General features: G+C 51.8%; 9 protein-coding genes. 4 read left to right on the top strand and 5 right to left on the bottom strand.

The genetic code is table 11. From position 1 onward, the window contains the following. The first annotated feature begins 105 nt into the window (after positions 1-105). Positions 106-1,614 carry a glycerol-3-phosphate dehydrogenase gene (glpD, locus tag ACLJRS_RS17750; RefSeq protein ID WP_000448180.1) on the top strand — a complete coding sequence of 503 codons (1,509 nt, stop codon included), beginning with the start codon at positions 106-108 and terminating at the stop codon, positions 1,612-1,614. Between the two features lie 46 nt (positions 1,615-1,660). Here the strand turns inward: glpD and ACLJRS_RS17745 are convergent, their stop codons facing one another. The 3 genes from ACLJRS_RS17745 to ACLJRS_RS17735 all read right to left on the bottom strand — a co-directional run bounded on the left by ACLJRS_RS17745 (position 1,661) and on the right by ACLJRS_RS17735 (position 4,979). Beyond that, positions 1,661-2,206, bottom strand: coding sequence for a hypothetical protein (locus ACLJRS_RS17745; RefSeq protein WP_000390378.1), 546 nt, complete (start codon positions 2,204-2,206; stop codon positions 1,661-1,663). A 9-nt stretch (positions 2,207-2,215) separates the two neighbouring features. Beyond that, positions 2,216-3,712, bottom strand: coding sequence for a PstS family phosphate ABC transporter substrate-binding protein (locus ACLJRS_RS17740; protein ID WP_000786255.1), 1,497 nt, complete (start codon positions 3,710-3,712; stop codon positions 2,216-2,218). A gap of 157 nt (positions 3,713-3,869) precedes the next feature. After that, complete coding sequence (locus ACLJRS_RS17735; RefSeq protein ID WP_000258846.1) at positions 3,870-4,979, bottom strand: glycerol dehydrogenase; 1,110 nt, start codon at positions 4,977-4,979, stop codon at positions 3,870-3,872. A 337-nt stretch (positions 4,980-5,316) separates the two neighbouring features. Here ACLJRS_RS17735 and ACLJRS_RS17730 point away from each other — a divergent pair, with 337 nt between their 5' ends. From ACLJRS_RS17730 to ACLJRS_RS17720, 3 genes are read left to right on the top strand one after another with little or no spacing between them, the layout of a single operon-like run. Beyond that, positions 5,317-6,651, top strand: a complete 1,335-nt coding sequence (locus ACLJRS_RS17730) for an MFS transporter (RefSeq protein ID WP_001518078.1) — start codon at positions 5,317-5,319, stop codon at positions 6,649-6,651. Next, positions 6,648-8,363, top strand: a complete 1,716-nt coding sequence (gene ilvD, locus ACLJRS_RS17725; protein ID WP_000078496.1) for a dihydroxy-acid dehydratase — start codon at positions 6,648-6,650, stop codon at positions 8,361-8,363. Before ACLJRS_RS17730 ends, ilvD begins: the two co-directional genes overlap by 4 nt. Positions 8,364-8,406: 43 nt before the next feature. Next, positions 8,407-9,312, top strand: a complete 906-nt coding sequence (locus ACLJRS_RS17720; protein WP_000192191.1) for a dihydrodipicolinate synthase family protein — start codon at positions 8,407-8,409, stop codon at positions 9,310-9,312. Between the two features lie 43 nt (positions 9,313-9,355). Here ACLJRS_RS17720 and ACLJRS_RS17715 read toward each other — a convergent pair whose 3' ends face one another. Further along, positions 9,356-10,111, bottom strand: coding sequence for an IclR family transcriptional regulator (locus ACLJRS_RS17715; protein ID WP_000724553.1), 756 nt, complete (start codon positions 10,109-10,111; stop codon positions 9,356-9,358). Positions 10,112-10,288: 177 nt separating this feature from the next. After that, positions 10,289-12,736: a glycogen phosphorylase gene (gene glgP / locus ACLJRS_RS17710; RefSeq protein WP_410957869.1), complete on the bottom strand. Its 2,448-nt coding sequence runs from the start codon at positions 12,734-12,736 to the stop codon at positions 10,289-10,291. Positions 12,737-12,739: the final 3 nt, after the last annotated feature.

The raw sequence follows: 12,739 nt of genomic DNA, 5'->3' as shown, positions 1-12,739 counted from the left end.
ATATCACTCTAAAATGTTTTTTCGATGTTACCAATAGCGCGTTTCTTTGCTATTATGTTCGATAACGAACATTTTTGAACTTTAACGAAAGTGCAAGAGGGCAGCATGGAAACCAAAGATCTGATCGTGATAGGCGGGGGCATTAACGGTGCAGGCATCGCGGCTGATGCCGCCGGGCGCGGTTTGTCCGTACTCATGCTGGAAGCGCAGGATTTGGCCTGCGCAACCTCTTCCGCCAGTTCGAAACTTATCCACGGCGGCTTACGCTACCTTGAGCACTACGAGTTCCGTCTGGTCAGCGAAGCGCTGGCCGAACGTGAAGTGCTGTTGAAAATGGCGCCGCACATCGCCTTCCCGATGCGTTTTCGTCTGCCGCACCGCCCGCATTTACGTCCAGCCTGGATGATCCGCATCGGTCTGTTTATGTACGATCACCTCGGCAAACGTACCAGTTTACCCGGTTCCACCGGTGTGCGGTTTGGCGCAGATTCGGTGCTCAAACCGGAAATCGTGCGCGGATTCGAATATTCCGACTGCTGGGTAGACGATGCGCGTCTGGTGCTGGCTAACGCACAGATGGTGGTGCGTAAAGGCGGCGAAGTCCTTACCCGTACTCGCGCAACCGCCGCTCGTCGGGAAAATGGCCTGTGGATTGTCGAAGCGGAAGATATCGACACCGGTAAAAAATATGTCTGGCAGGCGCGCGGACTGGTTAACGCCACCGGACCGTGGGTCAAACAGTTCTTCGACGAAGGGATGCACCTGCCGTCACCGTATGGCATCCGCCTGATCAAAGGCAGCCATATCGTCGTGCCGCGCGTCCATAATCAGAAGCAGGCGTATATTCTGCAAAACGAAGATAAGCGTATCGTCTTTGTCATTCCGTGGATGGAAGAGTTTTCGATCATTGGCACAACCGATGTCGAATATAAAGGCGATCCGAAAGCGGTAAAAATTGAAGAGAGCGAAATTAATTACCTGTTGAAGGTTTATAACGCGCACTTCCAGAAACAACTGGGGCGCGATGACATCGTCTGGACGTACTCCGGCGTCCGTCCGCTGTGCGATGATGAGTCCGACTCACCGCAGGCGATCACTCGCGATTATACCCTTGATATTCATGATGAAAACGGCAAAGCGCCGCTGCTTTCCGTGTTTGGCGGTAAGCTCACGACCTACCGTAAGCTGGCCGAACATGCGATGGAAAAACTGGCGTCTTATTATCCAGGCATCGGCCCGGCATGGACCAAAACGTGCGTACTGCCCGGCGGCGACATCGACGGCAGCCGCGAAGATTACGCGGCGAAGCTGCGTCGTCGTTATCCGTTCCTGACGGAATCGCTGGCGCGCCACTATTCGCGCACTTACGGCAGCAACACGGAGTGGATTCTCGGCGAAGCCACGTCGCTGCTTGATTTAGGCGAAGATTTCGGTCATGAGTTTTACGAAGCGGAACTCAAGTACCTGGTGGATCACGAATGGGTGCGCCGTACTGAAGATGCTATCTGGCGTCGCACCAAAGAAGGCATGTGGCTGACCGCCGAGCAGCAATCCCGCATCACCCAGTGGCTGGCGACGTATGTTGAGAAACACCAACTTTCACTGGCGTCGTAATAAAATCCGGGGCGGTTTATACCGCCCTTTTCGCCACATACCGCATTCACTCGCCGGGTTTTGTACAGCCGGGCATATGATTAGTGATACGGTAGCGATCGACACTTATTTTGGTAATAAAAAAGGGTTTTGCCCGCGCTTCGCTATTCCAGAGAGTTTTCCCCGTTTTACACCAGCTTTTATGAGAAAAGTTGGCATAATGAACCACGCTCTCCTCCCCCAGTACGCTTTCAAAATGCGCGCGTTTATCACCGTCGGCCACGCTAAAGTCAGCATAAAAAAGATTGCTGTCCAGGTTAAACGTCATCTCTATTTCACTGGCGGACGATGGAAAGAACACAGGTAGCCAGGTCCAGATACCGGATTGCTCCGGTATGGCGGCATAATCAGGAAAATAGCTTACCTGGCGATCATCGCAGGCGGTCAGCACAGCGACGATGATTAATGCCGCGCCACACCGGAGAACCTGATTAATCAGCTCAGCAACAATATCTTTATGCCACGAAGTGGATTCACGCCGTGCAATACGAATACCAGCGCCGCTGATCGGGTCTACGCCAACCCGTTCCACATATAGTTTAACATCTTCCATTTAGTCCCTTTATTTCGCGGCCGGATACAGCGGCACATATCCCACATCCTGCACCAACTGTTGTCCCTGCGGGCTTAGAAACCAGTCCACCAGCTTTTGTGTTTCCGCTGTGGGGTGTTCACGGGTGACCATATAAACATCAACCGTGTACGGGTAACTGCCGTTACGAATATTTTCAACCGTCGGCGCAACATCGTTTATCGCCAGTAATTTAATCTCTTTATTGCTGTGCATCTGCGTAGCGTAATAACGAAAGGTATAGCCAATGGCGTTGTGCGTATTGCGATACTCAGCCACGATATCCACCATTTCCCCCATCGCGGTTGCCACTGATGTTGTTTGCGCTGGCATCAGCTTCGTTTCTTTCATTACCTTCGCCAGCATCGCCGTTTGGCTGCCAGAGTTTTCCGGTCGCTGCCAGGGCTTAATGTCGATTGCCTCTCCGCCCACCTCATTCCAGTGGGTGATTCTTCCGCTAAAAATGCCGCGAATTTGTACATCACTCAACGATGACACGGGATTGTTTTGGTTGACGATAAACACAAACGCTTCACGTGCAAAGGGGGTGTAAACCAGTTTTACGCCACTGGCCTCGGCCAATTGCTTTTGAGCAGTGGAAGGCTGGGCGACAAAAATAAGATCGGCATTGCCGTTAAGGATATTTTGATAGGCTTCAATGGTTCCCTGGTTTTCAAGGTAGTCTTCAGGGCAGATATCATCCGGAAAGCGCGTAAGCGCATAAAAAGCCGAGGCGTATAACGGCAAGCCAGCCGTTGCGCCATCGAGCCGCGGCCAATTTTGGGTGAGCAGAAGTGTCGGTTCATCGCGCAGCCCGGTTAGCTTGTTGCCCCATGTGTGCGCCTGATAATCGCGGAAATAAAGATATTCACTGCTCTCGGGAGCGGGATACTTCACGGCATAAAGATGTGACTGGTATACGGCACAGCTCCCGAAAAACAGCAGGCAAATCACCAGCAGATTACGACAAGAGTAGCCCGCACCGCCGCGTAGCACTCCCCAACGCGCACCGCCATACCCTAATGCAAAACAGAGCTGCGAGCCAACCGGGATGAGCAACACTGCCCATACCCAGCCGTTGAAAAAGGATATTACGCTGGGTACTAACCAAAGCGTTTGCACCACCTGGGCGATGGGTTTACGCCCTATCGCGCGAATATTAAGATCGGTGAGAAACATCAGGATGACCCACCCCATCAGCACCACCAGAGCGGGCATAAGCAGGCAGCAATCACGCCATTCTGGATTTACCTCTGATGCATTTCCCTTTCCCCATATCCGGCCACAAAGAAAAATTAACCCTACGCCCAGAAGCACTACCGGGATAATGGTAGCCTTCTCAATAGATTGCGCGACGGGGATACTATTTTCAAGAACGCTAATGCACGCCCACATTCCCCCCACGATAATCGTAATAATGTTCACCAGCAGCGGCACGCCGATAAACGCCATTATGATTGACAAAAAAAGCCAATTAGCATTTTTCATTTTTCTATCCGCTAATCCCTGCGATAACGGAAGTATAAACCCGGTAGTCCTGAGCACCCTCCAAGCATTTTTCTGAAATCACGACGTTAAAACATTCACGATAGCGGCAGACAGAAGTTGAAAGTTCCGGCTGCCGTTTTTTATTTACAGGCTCACATTAACCTGCAAGATCGATCTTTTTCCGCGCCTGCCCAACAGCATCGGCGGCCCGCAATGCCGCCTGCACAGCCTCCGGCGTAATGGTAAACGGCTCGTTGTGCATCGTTTCCCCAGTTTGACAAGACGCCCTGGCAACGGCCAGCAGTTCATCATCGCTAACGCCAGCCAGACCAATATCCGCCAGCGTGGTGGGCAAGCCTATATCTTCACAAAATTGATAAACCTCCTCGATAAGCTCAGGCGCTCTATCGGTGAGCATAAGCATTGCCAGCGTGCCAAACGCAACCTTTTCCCCATGCCAGTATTTGTGCGTGGCGGGCAGTACCGTCAGACCGTTATGAATGGCGTGCGCCGCCGCCAGCCCACCGCTTTCAAAACCGAGCCCGGATAATAGTGTATTCGCTTCGATAACATGTTCGAGCGCCGGAGTAACCTGATGTTGTTCACAGGCAAGCTTCGCCAGGCGCCCATAGCGCATTAAGGTGGTGTAGCAAAAGCGCGCCAGCTCAAATGCGGTCATCGGTCCTGGCCTGGTGGTCATATTGCCTGCCCCTTTGATGCGGCAATCTTCCGCTTCAAACCAGGTTGCCAGCGCATCGCCTATCCCGGAAACCAAAAAGCGTACCGGCGCGGCAGCAATAATACTGCTGTCCACCAGCACAAGCGTCGGGTTACGTGGAATCATCAGGTAGCGTTTGAATTTCCCTTCTGGCGTATAGATAACAACCAGTGAACTGCACGGCGCATCCGTTGAGGCCAGAGTAGGAACCACGGCAATAGGCAGCCGCAGGCTGGCGCCGGTTGCTTTTGCCGTATCCAGGGTTTTCCCACCCCCCATACCGACAATCACATCGGCGCCAATTTCCTGCGCGCGTGCGGAGATGCGAGCAATTTCCTCATCACTGCACTCGCTACTGAATACTTCGATATCAAATTCAATCACCCCGTGCAGTGCTGTTGCAACCGCATCCCGGTAGGTGCTGTGAACAACAGGATCCTGCAAAATCAGCGCCTTATGACCGAGTGCGGCCAATTCCTGCGGGAGATGCGTTGTCAACGCTCCTTTACCCTGAACATATCGTGACGGAAAGATCGCGGTAGTAACCATTGTTTCTCCTTAAAAAGCATTAAAGTTCAATATACAGAACACAAATTCCACATAAAGAATTTAATGCTGTTTACTCTGAACGCACAATGACCAGGTGAGAGCATAATCTTATCCTGTGAGGCAGCGCACAATTTTGGCTATGTATTAGACCGATGAGCAGTTTCCATTGGGTTATCCGCTCTTTCTCACCTTACCTCCGTTCATTTTTGAAGCAAATCACAAAATATAACCTTCCTTAGAGTATGGAATTGACGCTGTATGAATACGTCGGCATAGTGTCAATATACAGAACAGTAGTTCCATATACAGAACACATTTTTGATACTAAAGGGATGCAATGATGAGCATTGAAATAGAGAAACCGACCACACGAGGGCGCTGGCTGCATATTATTCCAGCCACGATCCTCGTTTATATCGTGGCCTATATGGACAGGACCAATATCGCCATTGGGATCGCAGGCGGCATGGATGAAGATTTAGGCATGACGGCTTCTTTTGCCGGTCTGGTCGCCGGGATCTTCTTTATTGGTTATATCTTCCTGCAAATTCCCGGCGGTCAGATAGCCGAGCGGCTAAGCGCCAAAAAGTTAATTGCCTGGACAATCGTCGCCTGGGGTGGCTTTGCCCTGCTGACCGGTTTTGTTCAGACACCGACGCAGTTGTTGATTATCCGCTTTGTGCTCGGCGTGGCGGAAGGTGCTGTGTATCCCGCCATTCTGGCGCTGATTGGCCACTGGTTCCCAAATGAGGAGCGCGCCAGGGCTATCGCCTATTTCCAGATGAACCTGGCCGTCGCTTCTATTATTACCGGGCCGCTTTCCGGCTGGCTTATTGAAACCTACGGCTGGCGGGAGATGTTTATCATCGAAGGCTTGCTCTCTCTGGGACTGCTCTTTGTCTGGCTACCTTTGGTTTCCGATCACCCGCATCAGGCAAAGTGGCTGGATCCGAAAGAGCGCGCCTGGATCGAACAAAAATTGCTGGCCGATCGCGCGTTGAGTATTGGCGGAGAGCAAAGCAGCATTCGCGGCGTATTAAAAAGCATCAACCTGTGGAAGCTTGTCGGTATCTATTTCTTCGTACAGGTCGGCTTCTATGGCTTCGCGCTATGGATGCCAAATCTGATTAAACACCTGACCGGCAGCGGCATGACCATCGTTGGGGTACTCACTGCGGCGCCTTACGTTCTGTGCATTATCGGTCAGTATTACATCGCCAAATGGTGTGATAAAACGATGAATCGCCGCCTTTACACGGCTATTCCTCTGCTGGGTTTCGCGGTCTGCCTCGCCCTCTCCTTATTACTGAAAGATAACGTCTGGCTCGCCTACGGCATGATGGTTATTTGCGGGTTCTTCCTGCAAGCCTATGCCGGTCCATTCTGGACGCTGCCGCCATTACTCTTCGCCCCCAACGTTCTGGGCGGCGTGCGCGGCACGATCAACGCCCTGGGCAACATTGGCGGCTTTATCGGTCCGTACCTCGTCGGGCTGTTAACGGTGACGTTCTCGCAAACAGCAGGAATGACCGTACTGGTTGCCGCCCTGCTTATCGCCGTTGGACTGCTTTTCAGCTTACCTTCTGTTACCGCTCGTCCTGCAGGTAGCAGTAACACACCTAACACCTCGACGCCGGGTGCGTCACTTAAACAGGAAGGAATCGCCAAATGAGCCAAAAATGTCAACATGCTCGCGACCTGTGGTCGCAGCTCGACGCCCTGCGTCTTGGAATGAATTACAGCAAAGAAGATGTCAATAAACTGCAGGTCCTGGTGGATGATTGCTATGGCGAAAGTCATCCGGGCAGTTTCCATCTTAACCAACTGGGCGATGAAGCCGTGCTGGGTGTTCATGAAAGCGGCGGTCGCGCGGTCCGTCACCATGTGACGGATATCTGCGACGGCTGGGGTCAGGGCCACGATGGGATGAATTACATCCTGGCATCTCGAGAAGCTATTGCCAACATGGTCGAAATTCATGCCTCAGTGGTGCCTTATGATGCCGGTATTCTGATCTCAAGCTGCGATAAATCTATCCCGGCGCATCTGATTGCCGCCGCACGCCTGAACCTGCCGCTGCTGCATATTCCCGGCGGTTCTATGCGTCCGGCACCGAATATGAGTACTTCTGACCTCGGCGGGATCACTGCTAAGTTGAAGAAAGGCGAAATCGGCATTCAGCAAGTGGAAGCCATGCAGCAATGCGGTTGCCCCACCGCCGGAGCCTGCCAGTTTATGGGAACGGCCAGTACCATGCAGTGCATGTCGGAGGCCTTGGGGCTGGCCCTGCCAGGCAGCGCTTTGCTGCCATCGACCCTGGCGGAAATTCGCCGCGTTGCCAGAACCGCAGGCCACCAGGCGCTGTATCTGGCGGAGAAAAATATCACCACCCATAAGATCCTGACTCCTGCGGCGTTTGAAAATGCTATCAAAGTCCATGCTGCTATTGGTGGCAGCACCAATGCGATGATCCACCTTCCGGCCATCGCTCATGAACTTGGATGGGAGCTGAAGCCCGAACTGTTTGATCGGATCAATAACGAAATCCCTTATCTGACCAATATTCAGCCCAGCGGTGAATACGTTACCGAAATGATGTGGTTCGCTGGCGGCGTGCCAATGGTGCAATGGTATCTGCGCGATTATCTGGATCTTGATGTTCTTACCGTGACTGGCCGTACGCTCGGCGACAACCTGGAAATGCTCCATCAATCTGGCTTCTTTACCCGTAACCACGGTTACCTCAACAATTACAAAGTCAGTCCGGAGGAGGTGATCCGTAAACCAGAAAATGCCACCAAAAAAGGGTCGATTGCGGTACTGAAAGGCAACATCGCGCCTGAAGGAGCGGTCATTAAATACGCGGCCTGTGCGCCGGATATGCACCACCATACCGGTCCTGCTCGGGTCTTTAACTCCGAAGAAGACGCTCAGCAGGCCATCATCCATAACCATATCGAACCCGGCGACGTCATTTTCATTCGCTACGAAGGCGCAAAAGGCTCTGGCGCACCGGAAATGCTGATGACCACCGATGCCATCGTGTATGACAAACGCCTCGACGGAAAAGTCGCATTGATTACCGACGGTCGTTTCTCTGGAGCGACCAGCGGGCCATGTGTCGGACACGTCTCGCCAGAAGCCGCTGATGGCGGGCCGATTGCCCTGGTGGAAGATGGTGATTTAATCGAAATGGATGTGAAAGGCCGTAAGCTCAATATCGTAGGGATCGACGGAGTGTTTAAAACAGAAGAGGAAATACGCCGCTGTCTTGAAGAGCGTCGTGCAAGCTGGAAGAAACCTGATTATTCAAACCGTCGCGGCGTCTTTAAACAGTTCACCGCTAATGCAACATCATTAATGGCCGGAGCCTGGCTTAAATAATATCCCTGGCGGGCTACGGCTCGCCTGTTTTAAGGATCAATACATGACTCAGATTACGAAATTTCACGGCGTATTTCCGCCAGTTCCGACCATTGTTAATGCGCAGGGAGAGTTAGATAAAGTCGGCATGGCAACCTTGCTGGATCATCTTATTGCAAGCAAGGTCAATGGCGTATTACTGCTGGGCAGTGGAGGGGAATTTTGCCATATGACCAATGCGCTGCGTCTGGAAACCGCAGAGTTTTGCGTCCGTCATATTAACCGCCGTATTCCAGTACTATTAGGTATTAGCAGCACCAGCGCGCAGGAAGTGATTGAGTATGGTCAGCATGCCGACCGACTCGAAGTCGATGCCGTGCTGGTACTCAATCCCTACTATGCCAGATTGACCGATGAGTATATTTATCATCATTTCAAAACCGTGGCTAATAACATAAAAAGCCCGGTGATTCTCTACAACTTTCCAGCATTGACGGGACAGGACCTTAGCGTTGATTTAATTACCCGGCTGGCGCAAGATCACCCCAATATTATCGGCATTAAGGATACCGTTGATAATATCAGCCATATTCGTGAAATCATCAATAATGTCAGGCCAGTGCGTCCGGACTTCGTTATTTTCTCCGGCTATGATGAATATATGATGGATACACTTATCTTAGGCGGCAACGGCGGGATCCCAGCGACAGCGAACTTTGCGCCGCAGCTAACCTGCGGGATCTACCGCGCGTGGTGTGAAAAAGAGTATGAGACAATGTTCGGATTACAGCGCCGGCTGTCCGCGCTTTCCACTATTTACAGCCTGGATTCACCTTTCTTCGGGATAATCAAAAAGGCAATTCAGCTTAGCGGAGTCGATATTTCAACTCATGTAATGCCCCCCGTTTTGCCGGCAAATGAAGAACATATTTCGAATTTGAAGCAGATCTTACAGCGTGCGGGACTTTAAGCGATGACGAAAGCGGGCTTCTTGCCCGCTATGTCTTTTTATTTCAGCACATCAGACGCGTCAGGCTACGGCTGGCATCCATCATCAGCGTAGCAAGCGACTCGCGTTTATCATCGGGGATCTGGAACGTAACGCCGGATACGCTCAGGGCGGCGATCACTTTCCCCTGCGTATTGAATACCGGCACCGCAATGCAGCGCACGCCAAGGGAGTCTTCTTCATTATCATAACCCCAGCCGCGACGGCGAATTCCTGCTAACTCCTGCTTAAGGATATTCACATCCGTGATCGTCGTATCCGTAAAACGCGTTAATATCTGATCTGGAGGCAGCAACTCCTCCAGCTCTTCCCCGCTAAGCCATGCAATCAGCACCTTCCCCAGCCCTGAGCTATGTAATGAGAGGCGCTTGCCCTCCCAGCTTCGAATCACAATAGCCTGTGGGCTTTCGACTTTCAGAAGATAAATGGGGGCATCGCCCTCCAGAACGCCAAGATGGCAGGTCAGGCCGGTGTTATCGCGAATCTCTTCAAGAATCGGTAACGCGATTTTTTTAATGTCATACTGTTCCGCCGCTTTATTACCTAATTCATACAGGCGTAGCCCCAGATAATACTTGTCTTTTTCCTGGCGTAATAACCCATGCTCCACCATGCCGTTGAGCAAAGATGAGGTACTGCTTTTCGCAATCCCTGAATTTTGATGGATCTGGGTAAACGTTGCGCCATCGCACTCCAGAAGGTAAGCAAATACGCGCATAATTTTATCGAGAGCCGGAATAGATGTCGTAATCTTTTTCATATTATTATCAATTAATTATGGATTTTTCTGCTAATACTATACACCAGTACTCAACCCTTTTTCCATGACAGAGACCAAGTGCCGCTAACAGATTCAGCAGACGAATATCGGCATACCCCCCGAATATACCACGATAAAAAACGGGGCCGTTTGGCCCCGTTCTCAAGCGTTAAACCGCTACAACCGCACCGGATCAATATGCCAGATATTTTCGGCATACTCTTTGATGGTTCTGTCCGATGAGAAGTAGCCCATATTGGCAATGTTGAGCATCGCTTTCGTCGTCCACTCTTCCGGGCGACGATACAACTCATCCACCTTATCCTGGCAGTCCACGTAGCTGCGGTAGTCCGCCAGCACCTGATAGTGATCGCCAAAGTTAATCAGCGAATCTACCAGATCGCGGTAACGGCCTGGCTCTTCCGGATTAAAGACGCCGCTACCAATCTGCGTCAGTACCTGATGTAGCTCTTCATCTTTTTCATAATAGTCGCGAGGCTTATAACCCTGCCTGCGCAACGCTTCCACCTCTTCGGCAGTATTACCGAAGATAAAGATATTCCCCTCGCCGACATGCTCCTGCATCTCTACGTTCGCGCCATCCAGCGTACCAATGGTGAGCGCGCCGTTCAGGGCAAATTTCATATTACTGGTGCCGGAAGCTTCTGTCCCTGCCAGCGAAATCTGCTCAGACAGGTCGGCAGCGGGAATGATCACCTGCGCCAGGCTGACGCTGTAGTTCGGGATAAACACCACTTTCAGCTTGTCGCCAATCTGCGGATCGTTGTTAATCACTTTCGCCACGTCGTTGATCAGATGAATAATGTGTTTTGCCATGTAATAGGCGGAAGCCGCCTTACCGGCAAAAATATTCACCCGCGGCACCCAGTCGGCCTCCGGATTTTCTTTAATGCGGTTATAGCGGGTAATGACATGCAGCACGTTCATCAGCTGACGTTTGTACTCGTGAATACGCTTGATCTGCACGTCAAACAGCGCCTTCGGGTTAACCACCACATTAAGCTGCTGCGCTATCACTACCGCCAGCCGTTTTTTATTTTCCAGCTTCGCCTGACGCACCGCATGATTGACCAGCGGATAATCACAATGCTGCTTTAGCTCGCTGAGCTGACTAAGATCGGTACGCCAGGTACGACCAATATTCTCATCCAGCACGTCAGACAGCGGCGGGTTTGCCAGCGCCAGCCAGCGGCGCGGCGTAACGCCGTTAGTGACGTTACAAAAACGGGTCGGAAAAATCTTCGCAAAATCCGCGAACAGCGACTGCACCATCAGGTTGGAATGGAGTTCAGAAACGCCGTTGACTTTATGGCTGACCACCACCGCCAGCCAGGCCATCCGTACCCGGCGGCCGTTCGACTCATCAATAATCGACGCGCGTCCAAGCAGGCTGGTATCGTTGGGATATTGCTCCTGCAACGTTTTCAGGAAATAGTCGTTAATCTCGAAGATAATCTGCAGGTGACGGGGCAGAATTTTCCCCAGCATATCGACAGGCCAGGTCTCCAGCGCCTCGCTCATCAACGTATGGTTGGTATAAGAGAAGACCTGACAGCACACCTCAAACGCGTCGTCCCAGCTAAATTTATGTTCATCAATCAGCAGGCGCATCAGCTCCGGAATTGACAGCACCGGATGCGTATCATTGAGGTGAATGGCGATTTTATCCGCCAGATTCTCATAGGTTTTATGCAGTTGATAATGACGGTGCAGGATATCCTGTACCGTCGCCGAGACCAGAAAATACTCCTGGCGCAGGCGCAGCTCGCGTCCGGAATAGGTGGAATCGTCCGGGTAGAGCACCCGTGAAACGTTCTCAGAGTGGTTTTTATCTTCCACCGCCGCAAAGTAGTCGCCCTGGTTGAATTTACCGAGGTTGATTTCACTACTGGCCTGCGCATTCCACAGCCGCAGTGTGTTAGTGGCGTCGGTGTCGTAACCGGGGATGATCTGATCATACGCGACGGCCAGAATCTCTTCCGTCTCAATCCAGCGCGCTTTTTTACCTTCCTGCTGAATGCGCCCGCCAAAAAGCACCTTATAGCGCGTATTGTGGCGCTTGAACTCCCACGGGTTGCCATATTCCAGCCAGTAATCCGGAGATTCTTTTTGCCGCCCGTCGACAATATTCTGCTTAAACATGCCGTAATCGTAGCGAATGCCATACCCGCGACCCGGTAATCCTAGCGTCGCCAGCGAGTCCAGGAAGCAAGCCGCCAGCCGTCCTAAGCCGCCGTTGCCAAGCCCTGGGTCATTCTCTTCATCGATCAGCTCTTCGAGATCTAAGCCCATGGCCTCCAGCGCGCCTTTAACGTCATCATAAATGCCCAGCGAGAGCAGCGCGTTAGAGAGGGTACGACCAATCAAAAACTCCATCGACAGGTAATAAACCTGCCGGGTTTCCTGCGATAATTGGGCTCGATTAGAACGCAGCCAGCGCTCCACCAGACGATCGCGCACCGCGAACAACGTGGCGTTCAGCCATTCATGTTTATTGGCAATGACCGGGTCTTTACCAATCGTAAACATCAGCTTATAGGCAATAGAATGCTTAAGCGCCTCAACGCTGAGAGTGGGCGATGCATAAGTAAACGGAGCATTCATATA

Source organism: Salmonella sp. SAL00670 (assembly GCF_046552235.1).
Taxonomy (GTDB): Bacteria; Pseudomonadota; Gammaproteobacteria; order Enterobacterales; family Enterobacteriaceae; genus Salmonella; species Salmonella enterica.
The sequence above is the reverse complement of the archived record's forward strand: the minus strand, read 5'-3'. Positions and strand labels throughout refer to the sequence as shown.